Here is a 21,990-nt window from a genome sequence, read left to right on the forward strand (position 1 = left end):
GAGAACTTCCCGGTCCGGTCAGCGGCATCGGGACTCCCCCGTTCGGTCAGCGGCATCAGAACTCCCCCGTCCGGTCGGTGCGCAGCCGCTCCAGGAGCAGCAGCGCGACGGCGCACACCACCATCAGGATGGTCGAAAGGGCCATCGCCTGGCCGTAGTTGAGGTCTCCGGGGCGGCTGAGCAGCCGGGCCACGGCGACCGGAAGCGTGGGGTTGTCGGGCCGGGCGATGAACACGGTCGCCCCGAACTCTCCGAGCGAGACGGCGAACGCGAACCCTGCCGCGACCAGCAGCGCCCGCCGCACCATCGGCAGATCGACCTCCCGCCACACCCGCCAGGGCGAGGCCCCGAGCACGGCGGCGGCCTCCCGGAGCCGTGCGTCCACCGCACGCAGCACGGGCAGCATGGTCCGTACGACGAACGGGGCGCCGACCAGCGCCTGGGCGAGCGGGACGAGGATCCAGGACTGTCTGAGATCCAGCGGCGGCTTGTCGAGGGCGATCAGGAAGCCGAAGCCGACGGTCACGGCGGAGACGCCGAGCGGCAGCATCAGCAGCGCGTCGAAGCCCCGGACCAGCCGTCCGGCGTCCCGGCGGGCCAGCGCGGCGGCGGCGAGACCTCCGATCACGACGGCGATGGCGGTGGCGGCGACGGCGTACTGCACAGAGGTCCACACCGCGTGCACCGGCGCCACCAGGAACGTACCGCCGTCCGCGTTCGTCAGGGCCCGGTAGTAGCCGAAGCCCGGCGCGTCCAGGGAGCGGCGGACGAGAACGGCGAGGGGCAGGACGAGCAGCAGCGCGACGGTGACGAGGACGCCGGCGAGCAGGGCCCACTGCCCGGTGCCGCGCGGGCGGCGGGCGGTCGCCCTGGGGTCGACCAGTCGCAGCGCGGCCTCCCGGCGCCGTACCGTCCAGGCGTGCACGGCGAGGATCGCGCCGACGGCGGCGAACTGGACGAGGGTGAGGACGGCGGCCGTGGAGAGGTCGAAGACCTCGGAGGTCTGCCGGTAGATCTCCACTTCGAGGGTGGAGAAGGTGGGGCCGCCGAGGATCTGGACGACGCCGAAGGAGGTGAAGGTGAACAGGAACACCATCAGCGCGGCGGCGGCCACGGCGGGCGCGAGGGCCGGGAGGGTGACTCTGCGCCAGGCACCGAGCGGAGACGCGCCGAGCATGCGGGCGGCCTCCTCCTGCCGGGGGTCGAGCTGGGACCACAGCCCGCCCACGGTCCGTACGACGACCGCGTAGTTGAAGAAGACGTGCGCCAGCAGGATCGCCCAGACCGTGGTGTCCAGCCGTACGCCCCACAGTTCGTCGAGCAGCCCGCCGTGCCCGACGAGGGCGAGGAACGCGCTCCCGGCGACGACGGTCGGCAGCACGAACGGCACGGTGACGACGGCCCGCAGCACCTGCTTGCCGGGGAAGTCGAGACGGGCGAAGACGTACGCCGCGGGCAGTGCGAACAGCAGGGTGAGCGCGGTGGAGGCAAGCGCCTGCCAGGTGGTGAACCACAGCACATGCCGGATGTCCGGCTGCGTGACCACCTCCGCGATCCGCCCCAACTGCCAGACACCGTCGGCCTTCAGGCCGCGCGCGACGATCGCGGCCACGGGCCAGGCGAAGAACAGCGCGAAGAACGCGACGGGCAGGGCCATCAGCCCGAGCCGCGCCGCGCTCCCCGTACGGCCCTTCCGGGGCGCTACTTCAGTACGAGCGAGGTCCACGACTTGACCCACTGGTCACGGTTGGCGGCGATCTTGCCGGGGGCCATGGTCTCGGGGTGCCCGGCGGCCTTGCCGTACTCGGTGAACTCGGCGGGCACCTTCGCGCCCTGCACGACCGGGTAGACGTACATGTTCAGCGGCATGTCCTCCTGGAACTCCTTGGAGACCAGGAAGTCGATGAACGCCTTTGCGCCCTTGGGGTTCCGGGCGTTGCCGAGCAGCCCGGCGAACTCGATCTGCCGGAAGCACGTGCCGTACGACACCCCGGTCGGGGCCGTGCCGGGCCGCTTCTTGGCGTAGATGACCTCGGCGGGCGGTGAGGAGGCGTACGACACGACGAGCGGCCGGTCACCGCCGGCCTTCCTGCCCTCCGACGAACCGGAGAACTCCTGGTAGTAGGCCTGTTCCCAGCCGTCGACGACCTTGACGCCGTTGGCCTTGAGCTTCTTCCAGTAGCCCTGCCAGCTGTTGTCGCCGAACTGGGCGGCGCTGCCGAGCAGGAAGCCGAGGCCCGGCGAGGAGGTGGCGGCGTTCTCGGTGACGAGGAGGTTCTTGTACTGCGGCTTGGCCAGGTCGGCGAACGTCTGCGGCGGAGTCAGACGGTGGTCGGCGAAGTACTTCTTGTCGTAGTTGACGCAGATGTCGCCGTAGTCGATCGGCGTGACCCGGTGCCTGTCCTTGTCGAGCTGGTAGGCGGCGCCGGTCTTGTCGAGGCCCTTGGCGGTGTACGGCTGGAAGAGGCCGTTGTCGAGGGCACGGGACAGCAGGGTGTTGTCGACGCCGAAGAAGACGTCGCCCTGCGGGTTGTCCTTGGTCAGGATCGCCTTGTTGACGGCCTGCCCGGCGTCGCCGTCCTTGAGGACGTGGACCTTGTACCCGGTCTTCTTCTCGAAGTCCTGGAGCACGTTCTTGGACACGGCCCACGAGTCGTGGCTGACCAGGGTCACGGACTTGGAGTCCGCTGACGACTTGGCGTCCGTCGATCCGCACGCGGACAGCGTGATCAGGCCGAGCCCGACCGCCACGGCCACGAAGGTCTTGTTCTGCACTGGATGTCCTCCTGGGGTTGGCCAGGAAGAGACGCGGCCCCGCCCGGGTCGCTTACGGAAAGGACCCGGGCAGGGCGCAACAGCTTGAGTGATGACCGAACTCCCTACCCAGAATGACCTGGGCGAGGTTCAGAGGGTCTGCGGCCCTGTCCGCCGCACTCTCAGCGCTGTGGCGCTCCCCTGTCGGAATATGAAGGTGTCTGGATATGAAGATATGTGGACCGGCCCAGACTACCGCTCGGTGGCCGCGAGCTGACCACAGGCTCCGTCGATCTCCTGGCCACGGGTGTCCCGGACGGTGACGGGCACACCATGGGCGGCGATGGCCTCGACGAACGCCTTCTCGTCCTCGGGCCGCGAGGCGGTCCACTTCGAGCCCGGCGTCGGGTTCAGCGGAATGAGATTGACGTGCACGGGCTTGCCCCTGAGCAGCCGCCCGAGCCGGTCTCCCCGCCACGCCTGGTCGTTGATGTCGCGGATGAGCGCGTACTCGATGGACAGCCGGCGCCCGCTCTTCTCGACGTACTCGAACCCGGCGTCCAGCACCTCGCGCACCTTCCAGCGGGTGTTGACGGGGACGAGGGTGTCGCGGAGTTCGTCGTCGGGGGCGTGCAGGGAGATCGCGAGCCGGCACTTGAAGCCCTCGTCGGCGAACCGGTGGATGGCCGGCACGAGCCCGACGGTGGACACGGTGATGCCGCGCTGGGACAGTCCCAGCCCGTCCGGAGCCGGATCGGTCAGCGCCCGGATGGCACCCACGACCCGCTTGTAGTTGGCGAGCGGCTCGCCCATGCCCATGAAGACGATGTTGGAGAGCCGGGCAGGCCCACCGGGCACCTCCCCGTCCCGCAGCGCCCGCATCCCGTCGACGATCTGATGCACGATCTCGGCGGTGGACAGGTTCCGGTCGAGCCCCGCCTGTCCGGTCGCGCAGAACGGGCAGTTCATCCCACACCCCGCCTGCGAGCTGATGCACATGGTGACCCGGTCCGGGTACCGCATCAGCACCGACTCCACGAGGGTCCCGTCGAACAGCCGCCACAGCGTCTTGCGGGTCGTCCCCTGGTCGGTCGACAGATGCCGGACGACGGTCATCAGCTCGGGGAACAGTGCGTCCTGGAGCTTGGCACGCGATCCGGCGGGGATGTCGGTCCACTGCTCCGGGTCGTGTGCGTACCGCGCGAAGTAGTGCTGCGCGAGCTGCTTGGCACGAAACGGCTTCTCACCGATCTCGGCCACCGCGTCCTTGCGCTCGGCGGGGGTGAGGTCGGCAAGATGCCGCGGCGGCTTCTGAGCACCGCGCGGGGCGACGAAAGTGAGTTCTCCGGGCTTAGGCATGGCCTTACCAGTGTCGCAGATCCAAATGGGTGGTCTGCGGGTGCCGCAGGCCACGACTGTCGTCAGCAGGCGTCACCGGTCGTCACTGAGCGGCATCGGACGGCCCAGGAACGGCCCAGGAACGGCCCAGCCGATGGGTCCGTGCGCCCTGGCTGAGCTGCCACTGTCTATCGTTCCGGCCCACCCACGCGGAGTAGATCGTCCATGGCGCTACGTGCTGCCGCCACGAAGACATCGAGGCGGCCATTCAGGCTGCCGTGGACCTGGCACCACGAATCTTCAGGCGTCCGCTCGCCAGGCCCACGACGGCCCTGCATGCCGTTCAGTGGGCGAGCGGCGCGGACATCGACCACCTTGCCATTGGCCCCGCCGGCGTCTTCTCCATCAACTCGAAACGCCACCCGGGGAAGGCCGTTTGGTACGGCGACACCGCCATCACGGTCAACGGGGCCACGACCCGCCACATCGCAATCAGCGAGTCCGAGGCGCGCCGCGTATCGCGGGTCCTCTCTCGCCACTGCGAAGGTGACGTTCCTGTCCGTCCGGTGATCTCGGTAGTGGACGCGGCGAAGCTGACGATCAAGAACGCGAACCCACGGGTCCTCGTGCTCAAGGTTGAACAGGTATCTACCAGGTAGCGCGGGATGCCCGAACCTGGGCCGGTTAGGGCCTGTCCGACGGGTCGCGTCACCGCACCCGCACCCGCACCCGCACCCGCACCCGCACCCGACAGCACTGTCACCCGAATGGCGCAACATCACATGCCACCCGCATGGGTGAAGATCAAGCTGGCTAGTGGCCCCAACCGAGGCAATCCGTGAAAGGGGAACCAAATGCGCATTCGACGAATCCTCGCCGCCGTCATCGCCACGGCAGCCCTCGCCGGACTCGGCCTCTCAGGCGCCGCCACAGCCACCGCCGCCACCGCACAGGGCGCCCCATCCTACGTCACCCCTTCTCAGTGCAAGCAGGGTGGCGGAACGGCCGATCTGACGGACAACACCTGCAAGGGCGGTACGTACGACGGGCAGAAGATCGACTGAACCCCACAAGGCGCCCCGCAGCCACGCGCCGCGGGGCGCTCTGGCGCGAGCGTAGCCAGGAGATTCGCAAGGACTGTGCCGACCCGTCGGGCACGCCCCCAAGGGCCGTTCGTGAGGGACCTGACAGTCACTGGCTGATCATGAAGCCCTGCTCCGGATGGATCAGCAGTCGCTGTAGCGCCCCCACGAGCATGTCGATCACCAAACGGGCGTCACCGATGGAGTCGACGTATTCGTCCAGCGTCATCGGGCTGGAAGCGCTGATGATCTCAACTTCGGGCCACAGTTTGCGCGCGGTGGCGTAGGCGCGCCTCTCCTCGTACGGCTTGCTGATCAGCAGGACAGCGGAGACGTCGACGCCGGCCTCTTCCAATGCCTCTCGGGAGAAGCGGATATTTTCGCCCGTGTTCCGAGCACGCGGCTCCACAAGCACGGCTGAGCTGGGAACGCCAAGCTCAAGCGCCCGCTCTCGGTAGTGAACGGCTTCGCCTCGGGGCATGCGCTCCCGCGTCGTGGGGCTGGCGGCCCCGGTGAACACGAGCAGTGGAGCCATGCCGCGCTTGTACAGGTCGACCGCAGCATCGGCCACCCCCAGGTCGTGGCTGCCGAGTCCGATGGCGACCGAGCACGGCCGGGGCGCGCGGCCCATCTGGTGGTAGCCCCACAGGCGCCGTGTGTCCGCCCATTCCTGTGCCGTGATCACTGCTGGCCTTCCCGGTCCTTCGCCGAGTCGGGGACCTTGAAGCCCAGTCGGGGACCTTGAAGTCGTACTCCCACGCGAAGCGTGAAGCCGCGTGCACCCCGATGGCGAACTCGACCACCGTACCGTCGGCCGTACAGGTCGTCCGGTGCAGCTCCACGACGGCTTCACCGGGTGGCAGTTGCAGGAACTTCACTTCGTCGGGGCTGGGGGCGCGGGCAAGGAGTTCTTCCTTCATGTGATCGATCTCGTAACCCGCGTCGTACAGCACGCGAAATCCGCCGCCTCGACCGGCCGGGCCCGGCGTCGGGTCGACCAGACGCGTTGCCTCAACGTGCTCGGGCCGGTAGTAGCTGGTCAGCGTGTGCGTTGGCTGCTCGCTGTTGCCGCACGACAGTGCCGTGACCTCGGGACGAAGTGACCAGGCCGTCCGCTGCCAACGCCTTCCGCAGCCGAGGCGTCGATGTCGCCGGCCCGCTCGTACCGGAGCGCATGATCATGTAGCCGACCTGGTCGCCATCGCTCCTTGTCAGGTCGATCACGGGGATGCGGCAACGTCGGCCAACCGGCACTGAGCCCCGGTCGACCGGCTGCTGAGGTCCAGCGTCGCCCGATTCACCGCGTGGCCTCTTCGAGCCACCCCGCGGGGAAGAACGGCGTGGGGACCAGTGCCGCGAATGCGATCTGAGCCATGGCCTGGAACGCCAGAGGTTCGCCGGCGCTGCTCGCAAGGAGGGGACAAGCACAGACGACCAGCGGAAGGGCAAGCAGCACACGGAACCGGACCGTCTCCATCCGGCTGTGGACCCAGACCGCGAAAATGGCGATGAACAGGGTTGGAATGCCGATGATCAGCAGCATGTCCATGCCCAGCGTCATGATCGCCAGGAAGCTGTCTTTCCACCAGACGGTCTGCGAGATGACCACCCACGCTGCGGTGTGGAGGAGCACGTATATGAGCACACACCGCCCCATTCGCCTCAGGATGTACGCAAGTCTGCCGGCTGCCCCCACCCCTGCCCCCATCCCTGCCCCCATGTCCGAGCCCTAGATTTGAACGCGTTCAACATAGTGCACTGGTCGCCTGACGGCTGACCGTCCAGGAGTGGAAACCCGCGCTTGCTGCCGCCGGCCTCATCCCCGATGCCGGGCCCGACGGCAAGTACGAGTCGGCACGCCGGCACGGCATGCGCACGCCGAGGCACTCCCACGCCTCCGTTCCGCCGGACGCCGGACGCCGGACGCCGGACGCCGGACGCCGGGGAGAGCGTCACGGCCGTCGGCCAGTACCTGGGACACACCGACCCGGTGCTGACGCTTCGGGTGTACACGCACCTCATGCCGTCCAGTCGGGAACGGACGGACGACGAAGGCCGTCGATCACATGTTCCGTGAGAGCGCCAAGTAGCCCTTGAAACACGGTTCGCGATCAACGAGATGTGGAGACTCGTACCGCCGCAGAACGTGGACGACGCGATGGGCCCGGAGATCAGCGAAGGCCTGACGGCTCTCAAGCGACTCGACCGGGCGAGAGTCGGAAGGCTGTGAAATCGTGCGATCCCGAGCAGGCCCCTGATGCCACGATGCGCCTGTCGAGACGCACCGCTTTCACAGCCGCAGCACGACAAGCGATCGAGAATGCGGACTGACGACCCAGAGACGGCCCGGTCGCTGGAAGCACATGGCTCGCACGGTGGCCGCCCGATACGGGGGAGGGCTCAGCCGAGCGCGGCTGAGCCCTCCTGGTCCGATGTGCCACTCAGATGCAGGGGACGTTGGCGAAGCCCGGGTAATAGAAGCGCCCCGCCGGACCAGCGCTGTGAATGCAGCGGTCGAGGCTGGGGCTCTGGGGCTTCGGGCTCTCGGTGGCGGCGGTCGCGGTCGGAGCGACCAGGAGGGTCGCCCCAAGAATCATTACCGCCACCGCCGATTTCTTGCCCGGCATGCGCCTCCGGACTGTCTTCATTGCCGCCCTCCTTCGGGTCGGGACGGGAGCGCCGCGCGGTTCACAGGGCGACGGTTCGGCGCTCGCTGTTCCGCATATCGTCATATGCCGCAGGCATGACGTCAACAGCCCAAATCGGAAATTAGCGCTTAAAGCTGACTGGCTCCACCGGTGTCGGAGATCCGATGGGGTGGCCTCTGAGAGCTCCGGTGGGCTGTGAAGTTCTGCTGACGAACGGTCGGGTTTCCTGGTCGGACCTTGTCTCGCCCCTCGGCCTGGCGTTAACCACATGAAGCATGAACCTTTTCGGCCGCAACTCCTCCCACCGGCGCGCGCAGCCGTCCGCCGCCGCTCCCGTGGCGACCGCCGCGCCGGTGGCCCGTGCCACCGCCGTTCTGCCCGATCCCGATCTGGCGGGCCTCACCGGCGAGTGGCTGATCGATCCGGCACACAGCAGGATCGGGTTCTCCGTACGGCACGCGATGGTGACGACGGTGCGGGGAGCCTTCAGCGAGTACGAGAGCCGCCTCTACTTCGACGGCCGCGACCCGGCCCGCTCCCGGGCCGACATCGTGCTGTACACGGCCAGCGTCGACACGGGTGTCGAGCAGCGCGACGCGCACCTGATCGGCCGGCAGTTCCTGGACGCCGGCGCGCACCCACGGATGACCTTCACCAGCACGGCCGTACGGCTCGAGGGCGAGGACGTCTACCGCATGACCGGCGATCTCACGATCAAGGACACCACCCGCCCCGTCGACGTGGAACTCACCTACATCGGTCATGTCATCGACGCGTTCGGTGACGAGCGGGTCGGCTTCGACGGCACCACCACGATCAACCGCTCGGACTGGGGGCTGACCTACGACGCCCGGCTGGCCCAGGGCGGGGCCATGGTGAGCGAGAAGGTCCGCCTCCAGTTCGACATCGCCGCAATCCGGGCCACCTGAGAAACGCCCGGCGACGGGGCCTAGGCGGCGGTGTGCTCCAGCCGCTCCTTGAGCAGCCGCTCGTTCTCCGGCAGTTCCCTGCGGACCTGGGGGCGTACGACGAGGGGGATCAGCACCCTGCCGAGACCGTGGCCCTCGAAGTCCAGGTCCATGGTCACGCGGGTACGGCCGTCGGGAAGCGGGGTGACCTCGCCGTGGACCTTTCCCCGGACCGGACCGTCGGTGCCCCGCATGCTCCATGAGCGCGGTGGCTCGAACTCGGTGACCCGCATGGTCAGCGGGACGTCGCGGCGGCCGACGTGGCGGGTGATCCGGATCCGGGACCCGAGTCCGAAGGGGCTGTCGTCGAGCTGCTCGACCGACACCGCACTCTTCTGCCACTCCGGCAGGTGGGACGGGTCGCTGAGATACGCCCAGACCTCGCCGGGAGACCGGTCGACGTCGATCTCTTCATGGAAGGCGGACATGACGGCCTCCTTTTCCGGATAGGGGGCTTACATCCAGCATCGTCCCACCGCCAGTGCCGTACGACCAATGCCGAAGGCCCCCGCCCTCGGACAGGACGGGGGCCCGGAAGCCGTACGACACGACGCTCACGCGGAGCCGACGAACACCACCAGCAGCAACCACACCACCGGCGCAGTGGGAAGCAAAGAGTCGAGGCGGTCCATGATGCCCCCGTGGCCGGGGAGCAAGGTGCCCATGTCCTTGATGCCCAGGTCGCGCTTGATCATGGATTCGCCGAGGTCGCCCAGCGTGGCGCTGGCCGCCACCGCGAGGCCCAGCAGCAGGCCCTGCCACCAGGCGCCGTCGTCGATCAGGAACTCCATGCACAGCGCGCCCGCGACCATCGCGAACAGCACCGCGCCCGCCAGGCCCTCGCGGGTCTTGCCGGGGCTGATGCGCGGTGCCAGCTTGTGCCTGCCGAACCGCCAGCCGACCGCGTACGCGCCGGTGTCGCTCACGACCGTCAGGAGGAGGAAGGTGAGGACCCGCCAGGGTCCGTCGGACGCGGTCAGCATCATCGCCACGAACGTGGCCAGGAAGGGCACGTAGAACGCCGCGAACACGCCCGCCGTGACGTCCTTGAGATAGCCCTCCGGCGACTCCGTCATGCGCCAGACCAGAACCGCCAGCGCGGTCAACGCCATCGCGACCCACGCGCCCTCGGCGCCGCGCACATACCCCGCGACCACCATCGCCGCACCGCCGACCGCCAGCGGCACCAGCGGCGCCTTGATCTCCTTGCGTTCCCGCAGCCTGCTGGTCAGCTCCCACAGGCCGACGACGACGGCGACCGCGATCACACCGACGAAGACGGCCTTCTTGACGAACAGGGAGGCGACGATCACCACACCGAGCCCGACCCCGACGCCTATGGCCGCGCTCAGGTCACGGCCCGCGCTCTTCTTCTGCGGCGCTGGGGCCGGCTGGTGGGCGTCGGGCATGGGCTCCGGATTCTGGTTCTCGGCCGGGAGGGTGCGGGCCTGCGGGGGCTCGGGGCGGAACTCGTCCTGGAATTCCTGGAACAAGGAGCCGCTACGCCGAGCGGTCCCCCGGTCGCCGTCCTGGGCTGAGCCGTACGCGGGTTCGTCGGGCACGATGGGCATGGGGCGAGTCTGGTGCGCCTCAGGCGCATCGTACGCGGGACCCGCCGGGACGGCCCCCGGGGCAGGCTGGGCAGGCCCGCCCGCGGCGGACCCCCAGTACCCGGCCTGGCCCACCGACGGCGGTGCCCCCCAGGAAGAGTCGCTCATCAGACTTCGAGCAGCTCCGATTCCTTGTGCTTCAGGAGCTCGTCCACCTGGGCGACGTACTTCGCCGTGGTGTCGTCGAGGTCCTTCTCCGCACGGCGGCCCTCGTCCTCGCCGATCTCGCCGTCCTTGATCAGCTTGTCGATGGCGTCCTTGGCCTTGCGGCGCACGGAGCGGATCGAGATCTTCGCGTCCTCGCCCTTGCCCTTGGCGACCTTGATGTACTCACGGCGGCGTTCCTCGGTCAGCTCGGGGAACACCACCCGGATGATGTTGCCGTCGTTGCTGGGGTTGACGCCCAGGTCGGAGTCGCGGATCGCCTGCTCGATGTTGCGCAGCGCGCTCTTGTCGAACGGGGTCACGACTGCCATGCGCGGCTCCGGCACGGAGAACGAGGCCAGCTGGTTGATCGGCGTCGGGGCACCGTAGTAGTCGGCCACGATCTTGTTGAACATCGCCGGGTGCGCACGGCCGGTGCGGATCGCGGCGAAGTCCTCCTTGGCGACCACGACGGCCTTCTCCATCTTCTCCTCGGCCTCGAGGAGGGTCTCTTCGATCACCACTTGCTCCTGCGTGTCTTGAGTAAGGCCCGGCTGCGGTTCCTCTGACGGGCGGCGGCCGGCTGCGTCGCGTCTTCTTCCTGCACGGTTCCCGACCGGCAGGACATTGTCCATCCCCCGGCCAGGGTCAGGCCCCCTTACGGGGCCGCGCGCCTCCGGCCGGGTTGATGCCGGGTCAGTCCCGGCTGCCCTGGTCACCCACCAGCGTGCCGATCTTCTCACCCTTGACGGCACGGGCGATATTGCCCTCCGCGAGGAGTTCGAAGACGAGGATCGGGAGCTTGTTGTCGCGGCACAGCGTGATGGCGGTGGCGTCGGCGACCTTAAGGTCGCGGGTGATGACCTCGCCGTAGCCGAGGGCGTCGAACTTGACGGCGTCCGGGTTGGTCTTGGGGTCGGAGTCGTAGACCCCGTCCACGCCGTTCTTGCCCATGAGCAGCGCCTCGGCGTCGATTTCCAGGGCGCGCTGGGCGGCGGTGGTGTCGGTGGAGAAGTACGGCATGCCCATACCGGCGCCGAAGATGACCACGCGGCCCTTCTCCAGGTGGCGCACGGCGCGCAGCGGGATGTACGGCTCGGCGACCTGGCCCATGGTGATGGCGGTCTGCACCCGGCTGTCGATGCCCTCCTTCTCCAGGAAGTCCTGGAGGGCGAGGCAGTTCATCACGGTGCCGAGCATGCCCATGTAGTCGGAGCGGGCTCGGTCCATGCCGCGCTGCTGGAGTTCGGCGCCGCGGAAGAAGTTGCCGCCACCGATGACGACCGCGACCTCCGCGCCGTCCCGTACGACGGCCGCGATCTCCCGGGCGATCTTGTGCACCACGTCCGGGTCCACGCCCAGGCCCCCGCCACCGGAGAAGGCCTCTCCGGACAGCTTCAGCAGAAACCGGCCGCGTACTTTGCCGTCGTCGCTCTTCTGGGCCTTGGTGGTCATGGGAGATCCCGCCTCTTTCACGTGTTGCACATACGAAGAAGGCCATTGCCGATGGGGTTGCTTTTCGCTCCCATGCGCGGCAATGGCCTCCTCGTCAGATCTGCTGCCGTCCGCCCCACCCCGGGGTGTGGCGGTGTGCGCGGACGACTGCTGTCGACCCTACCGAGAATTTCCCGTGGGTCGCGCGTCGATCGCGGAACGGGCTCAGATGCCGACCTTGATGCGCGAGAAACGCTTCAGGGTGACACCGGCCTCGTCCAGCACCTTCTGGACCGACTTCTTGTTGTCCAGCGCGTACGGCTGGCCGAGCAGCGTGGCGTCCTTGAAGAAGCCGTTGAGACGACCCTCGACGATCTTGGCGATCGCGGCCTCGGGCTTGCCCTCGGCGCGGGTGGTCTCCTCGGCGATGCGGCGCTCGGACTCGACGACGTCGGCCGGCACGTCCTCCTTGGCGAGGTACTTCGGCGCGAAGGCGGCGATGTGCTGGGCGACGCCCTTGGCGACCTCGGCGTTCGGCTTGTCGAGCTCGACCAGGACACCGATCTGCGGGGGCAGGTCGGGCATGGTGCGGTGCATGTAGGCCAGCACGAAGCCGTCGGAGAACTGCGCGAAGCGGTCCAGGACGATCTTCTCGCCGAGGTTGGCGTTGGCCTCGTCCACGAACGCCTGGACGGTCTTGCCGGGCTCGATCTCGGAGGCCAGCAGGGCCTCGAGGTCGGCCGGGGAGCTCGCGGCGACGTGCTCGGCGATCTTGTTGGCGACGGCCTGGAACTTGTCGCCCTTGGCGACGAAGTCCGTCTCGCACTTCAGCTCGACCAGGACGCCGGTGGAGTTGTCGTCGGCGATGATGGAGACCACGGCGCCGTTCTCGGCGGAGCGGCCCTCGCGCTTGGCGACGCCCTTCTGGCCCTTGATGCGCAGCGCCTCGACGGCCTTCTCGACGTTGCCCTCGGCCTCGTCGAGCGCCTTCTTGCAGTCCATCATGCCGGCGCCGGTGAGCTCACGGAGCTTCTTGACGTCGGCGGCGGTGTAGTTCGCCATGAGTCTGTGAGTCTTTCTCGAAGTCTGGGAGATCTTCAGATCCGCACGGTTGCGTTCCACATGTAGCCGCGGAGCGCGTACGTCGTGCCGACCTACGGGTGAACAGCGGGGGTGGACTTCACCGCGCCCAAGGCGCTGTCGGATGCAGTACCACCCCCGCCGTCAACGCTGACGTCAGGCCTGCTCGCCCTCGGCGGCCTTCTCCTCGGCCGGAGCAGCCTCGGCCGGAGCAGCCTCGGCGGCGGGCTCGGTGGCGGCCTCGGCGGCGGGCTCGGTGGCGGCCTCGGCAGCCGGAGCCTCGTCCTTCTTCTCACCCTCGAGCAGGTCGCGCTCCCACTCGGCGAGCGGCTCGCCCGCGGCCTTCTCGCCCTTCTCGCCGGTGGCGACGCCGGAGCGGGCGATGAGGCCCTCGGCGACGGCGTCGGCGATCACACGGGTGAGCAGGGTGACGGAGCGGATCGCGTCGTCGTTGCCCGGGATCTTGTAGTCGACCTCGTCGGGGTCGCAGTTGGTGTCGAGGATCGCGACGACCGGGATGTTCAGCTTCCGGGCCTCACCAACGGCGATGTGCTCCTTCTTGGTGTCCACGATCCAGACGGCGCTCGGCACCTTCTGCATCTCGCGGATACCGCCGAGGGTCTTCTCCAGCTTGGCCTTCTCGCGCGAGAGCACGAGAAGCTCCTTCTTGGTCAGACCGGACGCGGCGACGTCCTCGAAGTCGATCTGCTCGAGCTCCTTCAGGCGCTGCAGACGCTTGTAGACGGTCGAGAAGTTGGTGAGCATGCCGCCCAGCCAGCGCTGGTTGACGTAGGGCATGCCGACGCGGGTGGCCTGCTCGGCGATGGCCTCCTGCGCCTGCTTCTTGGTGCCGACGAACATGACCGTGCCGCCGTGGGCGACGGTCTCCTTGACGAACTCGTAGGCGCGGTCGATGTACGACAGCGACTGGAGCAGGTCGATGATGTAGATGCCGTTGCGCTCGGTGAAGATGAAGCGCTTCATCTTCGGGTTCCAGCGACGGGTCTGGTGACCGAAGTGGACGCCGCTCTCCAGCAGCTCCCGCATCGTGACGACGGCCATGGCCGTATCTCCTTGAGTTTCTCGGTTGTGCCGCGGATGCCGGACGGCTCCCGCGCCTGACGCCCGCGACGCGCCTTGCCGCTGAGGACCGAGAGGCGCTGACACCGACCGCTTGACGGCCTGGTGTCGGGGCGTGCGAAGTCGACCCGGTGACCCGGATCGCCAGAAGAAGTGTACGGGACCGCCGGGGCACCGGGTGACGCCGCTGTCCACAACCGGTGAGTTGTCCACAGTGTCCGGCCGTGATCGGCGGGGGTGCGGGACGGTTGTCCCATGCGAGAAGCGATGCGATATGCCCTGCTGCCGATGGTTGTGCTCCTCGGCCTGGCACCGGCCGCCCTGGCGCCCTGCCGCTCCTGGGCGGACACCCCGTCCCCGGCCCCCGCACCGCCCCCTGCCGCCCCGGTCCCGGCTGTCGCGCGCACCTGGCCGGTGGGCGTCCGGCCCCTGGTGTTACGGGGCTGGGAGCCGCCGGCGACGGTGTACGGCGCCGGTCACCGGGGCGTGGACCTGGCAGCACCGCCCGGCTCCGGGGTACGGGCGGTCGCACCCGGCCGGGTGGCCTTCGCGGGCCGGGTGGCCGGACGCGGGGTCGTCTCGGTCGACCTGACGGGCACGGATCTTCGTACGACGTATGAGCCGGTGACCGCGTTGGTGCGAAAGGGGGACGAGGTGAGGGCGGGAGAGACGGTGGGCACGCTGGAACCGACGGCCGCCTCCCACTGCCCCACCACGTGCGTCCACTGGGGCCTGCGCCGCGGACGTTCCTACCTGGACCCGCTGTCGTTGCTGCCGCCGTGGCTCCTGCACAGAGGGCCACCGAGACTGCTGCCGGTGCTGGGGGTACCGCTGCCGCCGTAGCTGCGTAGCTGCGGGCAGTCGTGCCGCTAGGGGCGGCATGGGTGGACGGTGGGGGTCCCCCCGCTCGAGCGAAACCGAGAGTGGGGAGGCAGCCTGTCAGCGCCGGTCAGCGACCCCGCCCCCGCCCAGCGACGGCACAGGGCACCCTGCAGGTACCGGGACGCGCCCCGGCAGCAGCGAGCCTCAGCCCTTGACACCCCGCAGCGCCATGGCCACGGCCGCATCCGTGACCGCCGCAGGATCCTCCGCCGCCCCCAGCTCGATCCGCCGCACCGCCGCATCCACAACCCCCTGCAGCAACATCGCCGCCAGCCGGGGCTGCTCATGCCCCATCTCCCCGAGCGCCTCGGCGATCATCGTGACGAGCCCGCCGTGCGCCGCCCGGATCTTCTCCCGCGCCCCGGCGTCCAGCTCACTCGCGGAGATGGCGACGACCGCCCGGTGCCGCCGGTCCCCGACCAGCGCCAGTTGCTGTCGCACATACGCCTCGACCTTGCCCTCGGCGGACGCGGCCCGCTCCATCGCGGCCGCCACCTCCGCCGCCCACAGCGGAAAGTCGACCTCGCACAGCTCCTCGACCACCGCGGCCCGGGACCGGAAGTACTCGTACACGGACGAGCGCGCCAGCCCGGTCCGCTCGGCCAGCGCGGGAAACGTCAGCGCTTCCGTCCCGCCCTCGGACAACAACGACCGGGCCGCGTCCAGCAGGGCGGCTCGCTGCATCGACCGGTGCTCGGCCACGGAGGCCGCTCGAATCCTTGGCACGTCAACCACTTTACGGACGCCCCCACCCGAACGGGAGCCGCTCTCCCCATGACGCCGGCCGCACCACCCGAACCACCGATCCGGTCACCCGAACCACCGATCCGGTCACCCGGGCCCGCGCGCTCAGCGCCCGAAGCTCGCCAGCTTTGCCCGCAGCTGCAGCACCGACTTGGTGTGGATCTGGCTGACCCGGCTCTCGGTGACCCCGAGGACGTTGCCGATCTCGGCGAGGGTGAGCCCCTCGTAGTAGTACAGCGTGACCACGGTCTTCTCCCGCTCGGGCAGCGTGTTGATCGCCCGCGCCAGGAAGCGGCGCAGCTCCCGGTCCTCGGCGACCTCCACGGGGTTGTCCGCGGCGGTGTCCTCCAGCGTGTCCATGAGGCTGAGCCGGTCCCCGCCCTCGCTGCCGACGTGCAGCAGCTCCTCCAGCGCGACCACGTTGGCCAGCGACAACTGGCTGAACACGGCGTGGAGTTCGTCGACCTCCACGCCCAGCTCGGCGGCGACCTCGCCCTCGGACGGGGTGCGCCGCAGCCGCGCCTCCAGCGTGGCGTAGGCCCGCTCCACGTTCCGCGCCTTCTGCCGCACCGACCTCGGGATCCAGTCCAGCGCCCGCAGCTCGTCGATCATCGCGCCCCGGATCCGGGTGATCGCGTACGTCTCGAACTTGATCTCCCGGTCGATGTCGAACTTCTCGATCGCGTCGATCAGCCCGAAGACGCCGGAGGAGACGAAGTCGGCCTGCTCGACGTTGGGCGGCAGGCCGACGCTCACCCGGCCCGCGACGTATTTCACGAGCGGCGAGTAGTGCAGGATCAGCTGTTCCCGCAGCCGGTCGTCCCCCGTCTCCTTGTACGACCGCCACAGCTCGTCGAGCGTCGAGGGAGCGGGCGGCCGCACGCTGCCACCGTCGCGGGCGGCTGGGGGGATCGCCGCCCGGTCTGACCCGGAGGTGTGCTGGGGCATTCGTCGCCTTGTGCCGTTCTGCCGTGAAGTGCTGTGAAGTGCTCTGAGTGGGATGGGGTGGGGGTCGGCGGGTGAAGTGGGCTACCTGGGTGAGCTGTCGGTCTGGTGTCGAGTTGGCGCGATCTGTGTCGGCGCCTTCGTGAGCGTAGCGTGACTGAGGTGTCGCGGTGTGCGAACAATGCGGCTCCACCCGTGCGCGGGGCGCTCCCGCTGCCCTCGCGCGCGGGTTCCACGGCTCGCTCTGTGTGACCGGCCGGAGCGTCAACTCCGGGAAACGTCAAGGGCGTCGGAGGTTCCCCCGGACGGCCGAACACGTTCGGTCAGCACGGACCGTGACCGGTGCGGACCGACATCATCGCCTGGCGTGTCAACTTCCAGCCGTCGCCATGTCGTTCGACGTATCCAAGTGCTCGGAGTTCGTACAGTTTCGCGATCGCCTCGTCGCGGGTCGTCGGCACACCGAGCGCGATCTCCTCGACGGTGGCCGCGCGGTTGCCGGGCAGGGCGGCGAGCACGGCCCGGGAAGCGGGTTCCAGCAGGTCACGCGGGAGCACCGGGCCCCTGCGGCGTGGGGCAAGCTCACCCATGTCACCCACGAGTTCGACGACTTCCGCGGCGTCCGTGACCAGGGCGGCCTCTGCCCGCAGCAGTTCGTGCACGCCCGCGGACATAGCGCTGGTGACGGGGCCGGGCACGCCCATGGTGAACCGTCCGAGGCGCTCCGCCGCCCGCGCGGTGGCCAGCGAGCCGCTGCGGCAGGCGGCCTCCACGACCACGGTGCCCCTGGTCAGCGCGGCGATGACGCGGTTGCGGAGGATGAACCGGCTGGGCGTCGGATGGTCGCCCGGCGGCAACTCCCCGACCACCAGCCCCTGGTCCGCGATCCGGCTGATCAGGGCGGCGTGGCCGCTCGGATACGGCCGGTCGACGCCGCAGGCCAGCACGGCGACGGTGGCTCCGCGGGCGGCGAGGGCGCCTCGGTGGGCGGCGCCGTCGATGCCGTACGCGCCACCGGAGACGACCACCCAGCCCCGCTCGGCGAGGCCTCCGGCGAGTGTGGCTGCGACATGGGTGCCGTACTCGGTGCAGGCCCGCGCGCCCACCACGGCGACGGACCGGAGCGCCCACATCCGCAGGCTGGGCCGCCCGCGCACCCACAGCCCGATCGGCCGGGCATCCCCCAGATCATCGAGTTGCCCGGGCCACTCGGCGCCCCCGGGCACCACGAACCGCGCCCCGGCCGCCCCGGCCACCGCGAGATCCCGCTCGGGCCGGGCCCGCCGAGCCCGGGCGACCAGCCCGGCCCACCGCACCTCGCTCACCCCCGGCAGGGCCGGCACCGCCTCCCTCAGCCGCCGCACCACCTCCCCCACCCCGAACTCCCGGACCCACCGCCCACCGGCCTCGTCCCCCGGCTCGATCACCCGGCAGAGAAGGACCCGTCCGAGCAGCTCGTCTGCGGAGTCCTCGCTCGTGGTCATGTCAGCGCCCCGATGGCCATCGGCACCCCGCGCGGCACTCCGGTGCGCAGTTGCAGGGCCAGGGCGACGTCGGTGGCGTCCGGGCGGTCGTGGCCGACGAGGTCGGCGACCGTCCAGGCGACGCGCAGGACGCGGTCGATGCCTCGGGCCGTGAGCACTCCCCGCTCGAGGTTGCGCTCGGCCTCGTCCATCGCGCCGGCGACGGGCTGGTAGCGACTGCGCAGTTCCCGGCCGGGGACCTCGCTGTTGGTGCGCCAGGGGGTTCCGGCCAGGCGGGCCGCCGCGCGCCGGCGGGCGTGCCGTACCCGCTCGGCCACGGTCGCCGTGGACTCGCCCCGGGCGTCGGGTTCGGTGAGCTGGGCCCGGGTGACCGGATCGACCTCTACACGCAGGTCCACCCGGTCCAGCAGCGGACCGGAGAGCCGGGACTGGTAGCGGCGGATCGCCGACGGCGGGCACTCGCACAGGGAGTCGCGTTGCGAGAAGCGTCCACAGGGGCAGGGGTTGGCCGCCAGCACCATGAGGAAACGGGCCGGGAAGCGGACGACGCCCGCGCTGCGCGCGATCACGACGTGGCCCGACTCCAGCGGCTGTCGCAGGGCGTCCAGGGTCTGGCCGTGGAACTCGGGCGCCTCGTCCAGGAACAGCACTCCGCGATGGGCGAGGGAGACCGCCCCGGGGCGTGCGATGCCGGGGCCTCCGCCGACGAGCGACTGCATCGTGGCCGAGTGGTGCGGGGCGCAGTAGGGCGCCACGTCGATGAGCGGCTTGCCCGGTGGCAGCAGCCCGGCCACCGAGTGCACCGCCGTGACCTCCAGTGATTCCTCCCTGGCGAGCCGGGGAAGGACGGCGGGCAGCCGCTCGGCGAGCATCGTCTTGCCCGCGCCGGGCGGGCCCTCGAGGAACAGGTGGTGTCCACCGGCGGCGGCGACCTCCACGGCCGTACGGGCCGAGGTCTGGCCCACGACGTCCGCCAGGTCGTGGTCGTGTTCGTGCTGTGCGGCGCCGACACTGTGCATGCCGGTGGCCGCGCCCGTGCCCGGCACGCGCAGACCGGCCAGGAGGGGGTCGGGGCGGCCCTGCTCGTCCGGTTCCTCCTCGGGGACGGGCTCCTCGGTGAGGACCGCGATGAGCTGCCGCAGGCTGCGGACGCCGAGCACGGAGACGCCGGGGACCAGCGAGGCCTCGGCGGCGGCGCACTCGGGTACGACCACCTGCTCGTAGCCGGCGTCGGCAGCGGCGAGGACGGCCGGGAGAATGCCGCGGACCGGTCGGACCCGTCCGTCCAGGCCCAGCTCCCCGATCATGACGATGTCCGCGAGGACACGCGGATCGATCCGCTCGGCGGCGCCGAGCACCGCGCAGGCGACGGCCAGGTCGAAGCCGGAGCCGGCTTTGGGCACCGACGCCGGGCTGAGTCCGACGGTGAGCTTCTTCTGCGGCCACTCCCCGCCCGAGTTCACCACCGCCGCCCGGACCCGGTCCCTGCTCTCCGTCAGACTCTTGTCCGGGAGGCCGACCAGGGTGAACGCGGCGACGCCGGGTTCCAGGTCGGCCTGGACCTCGACCACCACTCCCTCGACGCCGACCAGGGCCACGGAGCAGGTGCGGGCGAATCCCATTCAGGCCACCCCCCGCGCGTGCTCGACGGACGGGGCGCCGCGGTGGGGCAGCAGGACGCCGATCAGGTCGATGCGGACGCCGCCCGGCGGCGCCCCGCCGTGGGCCTGGATCCAGTGCTCGGCCAGCGCGCGCAGCCTGGCCGCCTTCTCGGGGGTCACCGCGGCCATGGGGTGTTCGTAGCCGCCGCCCCTGCGGGTCTTGACCTCGCAGACGACGAGCGCGTCACCGTCGCGCGCGACGATGTCGATCTCGCCGGAACGGCCGGAGCGCCAGTTGCGTTCCAGGATCGTCATTCCGGCCTCGGCGAGCCGCCGGGCGGCCAGGTCCTCGCCGTACTTGCCCAGTGCCTCTCGTGCGTTCATGTCGGCACCACCTCCGGCGCCAACGGTCACGCATCCGGCCGACACGTGTTGATCTTGGTGAATTACCCAGCGGTTGTGGAAAACCTTGTCACCCACACGAGCGACAGCAGCCGTCACCCGCCCGGAAGCTCCAGGTCGCTCTTGTTCAGCTCCTCGATATTCACGTCCTTGAACGTGAGGACCCGTACCTGCTTCACGAAGCGCGCCGGCCGGTACATGTCCCAGACCCAGGCATCAGCCATCGACACCTCGAAGAACACCTCTCCCTGGACCGAGTGCACCTGCATCTCGTAGTCGTTGGTGAGGTAGAAACGCCGCTCGGTCTCGATCACGTATTTGAACAGACCGACGACATCTCGATACTCCCGGTAGAGCTTCAGCTCCATCTCGGTCTCGTACTTCTCGAGGTCCTCGGCGCTCATGGCATGTTCCCCTTCAGCCGTGCGATCCCCCCATTGTGCGCCAGTCCGACGGGCCCTCAGACGATTTCCGTATCGAGGGTCACGGGACTGGCCGGGGGACCTTCGTCGAGCAGCGTGCGCAGCAGCTCGGCGAGTCTGGTCGGATACACCGTCTCATGTGCCCGGGTCAGTTCCCGACACGTCCACCAGCGCGCTCCGGCGACACTGCGCCGCTCCAGCTCCGTCAGCCGCTGCGCAGCGGTGGCCGTCTGCGTCGTACGGGCCAGGTAGTACCACTCGTCCTGGTCCCAGCGGCGACCCGCGAACGGGAAGGAGCACATGCGGCGCCACAGCACCGGGCCGAGTTCGACGTCGGTGATGCCGGTCTCCTCGGCGAGTTCCCTGAGCGCGGCCTCCTCGCGCGTCTCGGCACCCTCCAGGCCTCCGCCGGGGGTGAACCACCAGTCGTCGGCCGGATCGTCCGGCTCATGGCCGTGCAGGAGGAGGATGCGGTCCTCCGGGTCGAGGAGGACCACCCGGGCCACCTTGCGCAGGCCGCCCTCGTACGAGTCCTCGCCGGTCCGCGTGGTCTCAGCGGACACCGGCCGCCTCCGGGCGGGCGCTACGGGCGCGCTTACGGCCCATGCGCCCCGCGATCGGGCCGTAGGCGCCGCCGGCCAGCACCAGGACGGCGCCCGCGACGATCAGCAGTTCGATCGTGGACAGGGGACCGGGCTGGGAGAGCGCGCCGAGGGCCTCGAAGCCGGTGGGGCGCTTGAGCGAGCCCTTCCAGGGCCAGATGACCGCGTCCACGCGGGCGTTCACGGCGTCGCGGGAGACCGTGCCCTTGGCCGCGTCGGTGAGGTGGGCCGTGGAGTCCAGGGAACCCTGGCGCTCGTCACCGAGCAGGAACAGACGGCCCTGGGGGACGGTCACCGTCGGGAAGTTCTTGATCTCGGCCAGGCTGCCCTCGGGCAGATAGGGCTCGTCGATCTGCTTGCCGTTGACGGTCAGCTTGCCGTTCGTGCAGCAGGAGACGGTGTCGCCGCCGACCGCTACCACGCGCTTGACCACCTTGGCGTTGGTGACCCAGCTCTTGTCCGTGAAGACGACGACGTCACCGCGCTTGACCTGACCGCCGTCGACCTTCTGCGCGAGCACCCGGTCGCCGGCGTCGATCGTGGGCGTCATCGAGCTGGTGGGCACGGTGTACGGCCGGTAGGTCACCGCCGCCCAGGCGAACCCGCCGAGGAACAGCACCAGACCCAGTGCCACGGCCACTGAGGAAAGCCGCTGTCCGAGCCGGCTGCCGCCGGGCTGTGCCGTGCCTGTCCCGCCGCTGTGCGGGGCCGTACGCGTCGTGCTCTCGCCACCCATGGACCCGCACCCTACCCGGCGGTACCGGGCAGGG

24 protein-coding genes and 2 pseudogenes are annotated in these 21,990 nt (G+C 69.8%); 5 read left to right on the forward strand and 21 right to left on the reverse strand.

The window, feature by feature from the left end; all coding sequences use genetic code 11:
- Positions 1-55: 55 nt before the first annotated feature.
- The 3 genes from ACWGJ5_RS29120 to rlmN form a co-directional block, all read right to left on the reverse strand.
- On the reverse strand, positions 56-1,657 hold the full coding sequence (locus ACWGJ5_RS29120; RefSeq protein ID WP_453312670.1) for an ABC transporter permease: 1,602 nt from the start codon (positions 1,655-1,657) through the stop codon (positions 56-58).
- A 44-nt stretch (positions 1,658-1,701) separates the two neighbouring features.
- Entirely contained in the window at positions 1,702-2,775 is a 1,074-nt protein-coding gene (locus ACWGJ5_RS29125; RefSeq protein ID WP_453312627.1) for a thiamine ABC transporter substrate-binding protein, read from the reverse strand.
- A gap of 231 nt (positions 2,776-3,006) precedes the next feature.
- A complete protein-coding gene (rlmN, locus tag ACWGJ5_RS29130) occupies positions 3,007-4,113 on the reverse strand; it encodes a 23S rRNA (adenine(2503)-C(2))-methyltransferase RlmN (protein ID WP_228623041.1) in 1,107 nt (368 codons plus the stop codon).
- A 257-nt stretch (positions 4,114-4,370) separates the two neighbouring features.
- On the opposite strand from rlmN, the gene ACWGJ5_RS29135 reads away from it, so the two are divergent.
- Both ACWGJ5_RS29135 and ACWGJ5_RS29140 read left to right on the forward strand, forming a co-directional pair.
- On the forward strand, positions 4,371-4,751 hold the full coding sequence (locus ACWGJ5_RS29135) for a nuclease-related domain-containing protein (protein ID WP_453312628.1): 381 nt from the start codon (positions 4,371-4,373) through the stop codon (positions 4,749-4,751).
- A 195-nt stretch (positions 4,752-4,946) separates the two neighbouring features.
- Positions 4,947-5,156 carry a hypothetical protein gene (locus tag ACWGJ5_RS29140; protein WP_453312629.1) on the forward strand — a complete coding sequence of 70 codons (210 nt, stop codon included), beginning with the start codon at positions 4,947-4,949 and terminating at the stop codon, positions 5,154-5,156.
- A gap of 127 nt (positions 5,157-5,283) precedes the next feature.
- Here ACWGJ5_RS29140 and ACWGJ5_RS29145 read toward each other — a convergent pair whose 3' ends face one another.
- From ACWGJ5_RS29145 to ACWGJ5_RS29155, 3 genes and pseudogenes are all read right to left on the reverse strand, one after another.
- A complete protein-coding gene (locus ACWGJ5_RS29145; RefSeq protein WP_453312630.1) occupies positions 5,284-5,859 on the reverse strand; it encodes a YdcF family protein in 576 nt (191 codons plus the stop codon).
- 40 nt (positions 5,860-5,899) lie between these two features.
- Positions 5,900-6,235: pseudogene (locus ACWGJ5_RS29150) on the reverse strand (UTRA domain-containing protein); the annotation flags it as partial.
- 236 nt (positions 6,236-6,471) lie between these two features.
- Positions 6,472-6,783 carry a hypothetical protein gene (locus tag ACWGJ5_RS29155; protein WP_453312631.1) on the reverse strand — a complete coding sequence of 104 codons (312 nt, stop codon included), beginning with the start codon at positions 6,781-6,783 and terminating at the stop codon, positions 6,472-6,474.
- Positions 6,784-6,956: 173 nt separating this feature from the next.
- On the opposite strand from ACWGJ5_RS29155, the pseudogene ACWGJ5_RS29160 reads away from it, so the two are divergent.
- Positions 6,957-7,251, forward strand: a pseudogene (locus ACWGJ5_RS29160) (hypothetical protein); the annotation flags it as partial.
- Positions 7,252-7,615: 364 nt separating this feature from the next.
- On the opposite strand, the gene ACWGJ5_RS29165 reads toward ACWGJ5_RS29160, so the two are convergent.
- Positions 7,616-7,822, reverse strand: coding sequence for a hypothetical protein (locus ACWGJ5_RS29165; protein WP_453312632.1), 207 nt, complete (start codon positions 7,820-7,822; stop codon positions 7,616-7,618).
- Positions 7,823-8,097: 275 nt separating this feature from the next.
- Here ACWGJ5_RS29165 and ACWGJ5_RS29170 point away from each other — a divergent pair, with 275 nt between their 5' ends.
- A complete protein-coding gene (locus ACWGJ5_RS29170) occupies positions 8,098-8,751 on the forward strand; it encodes a YceI family protein (protein ID WP_453312633.1) in 654 nt (217 codons plus the stop codon).
- Positions 8,752-8,771: 20 nt separating this feature from the next.
- Here the strand turns inward: ACWGJ5_RS29170 and ACWGJ5_RS29175 are convergent, their stop codons facing one another.
- The 6 genes from ACWGJ5_RS29175 to rpsB form a co-directional block, all read right to left on the reverse strand.
- The gene (locus ACWGJ5_RS29175; protein WP_453312634.1) at positions 8,772-9,218 is read right to left on the reverse strand and encodes an SRPBCC family protein; all 447 of its coding nucleotides are present in this window, start codon (positions 9,216-9,218) and stop codon (positions 8,772-8,774) included.
- A gap of 126 nt (positions 9,219-9,344) precedes the next feature.
- Complete coding sequence (locus ACWGJ5_RS29180) at positions 9,345-10,508, reverse strand: phosphatidate cytidylyltransferase (protein ID WP_453312635.1); 1,164 nt, start codon at positions 10,506-10,508, stop codon at positions 9,345-9,347.
- Positions 10,508-11,065 (reverse strand): ribosome recycling factor, encoded by a 558-nt coding sequence (gene frr / locus ACWGJ5_RS29185; RefSeq protein ID WP_228623033.1) that lies wholly within the window; start codon positions 11,063-11,065, stop codon positions 10,508-10,510. The genes ACWGJ5_RS29180 and frr overlap by 1 nt, the downstream gene beginning before the upstream one ends.
- Positions 11,066-11,240: 175 nt before the next feature.
- The gene (pyrH, locus tag ACWGJ5_RS29190; protein WP_365718564.1) at positions 11,241-11,999 is read right to left on the reverse strand and encodes a UMP kinase; all 759 of its coding nucleotides are present in this window, start codon (positions 11,997-11,999) and stop codon (positions 11,241-11,243) included.
- Positions 12,000-12,203: 204 nt separating this feature from the next.
- Entirely contained in the window at positions 12,204-13,040 is an 837-nt protein-coding gene (gene tsf / locus ACWGJ5_RS29195; protein ID WP_453312636.1) for a translation elongation factor Ts, read from the reverse strand.
- A gap of 174 nt (positions 13,041-13,214) precedes the next feature.
- Positions 13,215-14,120 carry a 30S ribosomal protein S2 gene (rpsB, locus tag ACWGJ5_RS29200; protein ID WP_453312637.1) on the reverse strand — a complete coding sequence of 302 codons (906 nt, stop codon included), beginning with the start codon at positions 14,118-14,120 and terminating at the stop codon, positions 13,215-13,217.
- Between the two features lie 273 nt (positions 14,121-14,393).
- Here rpsB and ACWGJ5_RS29205 point away from each other — a divergent pair, with 273 nt between their 5' ends.
- Positions 14,394-14,981 (forward strand): murein hydrolase activator EnvC family protein, encoded by a 588-nt coding sequence (locus ACWGJ5_RS29205; RefSeq protein WP_453312638.1) that lies wholly within the window; start codon positions 14,394-14,396, stop codon positions 14,979-14,981.
- Between the two features lie 183 nt (positions 14,982-15,164).
- Here ACWGJ5_RS29205 and ACWGJ5_RS29210 read toward each other — a convergent pair whose 3' ends face one another.
- From ACWGJ5_RS29210 to lepB, 8 genes are all read right to left on the reverse strand, one after another.
- On the reverse strand, positions 15,165-15,722 hold the full coding sequence (locus ACWGJ5_RS29210; RefSeq protein ID WP_453312671.1) for a TetR/AcrR family transcriptional regulator: 558 nt from the start codon (positions 15,720-15,722) through the stop codon (positions 15,165-15,167).
- A gap of 147 nt (positions 15,723-15,869) precedes the next feature.
- Positions 15,870-16,712, reverse strand: coding sequence for an RNA polymerase sigma factor WhiG (gene whiG, locus ACWGJ5_RS29215; RefSeq protein ID WP_453312639.1), 843 nt, complete (start codon positions 16,710-16,712; stop codon positions 15,870-15,872).
- Positions 16,713-17,032: 320 nt separating this feature from the next.
- On the reverse strand, positions 17,033-18,193 hold the full coding sequence (gene dprA, locus ACWGJ5_RS29220) for a DNA-processing protein DprA (protein ID WP_453312640.1): 1,161 nt from the start codon (positions 18,191-18,193) through the stop codon (positions 17,033-17,035).
- Positions 18,190-19,815, reverse strand: a complete 1,626-nt coding sequence (locus ACWGJ5_RS29225; protein ID WP_453312641.1) for a YifB family Mg chelatase-like AAA ATPase — start codon at positions 19,813-19,815, stop codon at positions 18,190-18,192. Before ACWGJ5_RS29225 ends, dprA begins: the two co-directional genes overlap by 4 nt.
- Positions 19,816-20,208 carry a YraN family protein gene (locus ACWGJ5_RS29230; protein WP_453312642.1) on the reverse strand — a complete coding sequence of 131 codons (393 nt, stop codon included), beginning with the start codon at positions 20,206-20,208 and terminating at the stop codon, positions 19,816-19,818.
- A gap of 83 nt (positions 20,209-20,291) precedes the next feature.
- Positions 20,292-20,600 (reverse strand): DUF2469 domain-containing protein, encoded by a 309-nt coding sequence (locus tag ACWGJ5_RS29235; RefSeq protein ID WP_003965949.1) that lies wholly within the window; start codon positions 20,598-20,600, stop codon positions 20,292-20,294.
- Positions 20,601-20,656: 56 nt separating this feature from the next.
- Positions 20,657-21,181, reverse strand: a complete 525-nt coding sequence (locus tag ACWGJ5_RS29240) for an NUDIX hydrolase (RefSeq protein WP_453312643.1) — start codon at positions 21,179-21,181, stop codon at positions 20,657-20,659.
- On the reverse strand, positions 21,171-21,956 hold the full coding sequence (gene lepB / locus ACWGJ5_RS29245; protein ID WP_453312644.1) for a signal peptidase I: 786 nt from the start codon (positions 21,954-21,956) through the stop codon (positions 21,171-21,173). The genes ACWGJ5_RS29240 and lepB overlap by 11 nt, the downstream gene beginning before the upstream one ends.
- Positions 21,957-21,990: the final 34 nt, after the last annotated feature.

The organism is Streptomyces sp. NPDC054783 (assembly GCF_053611725.1).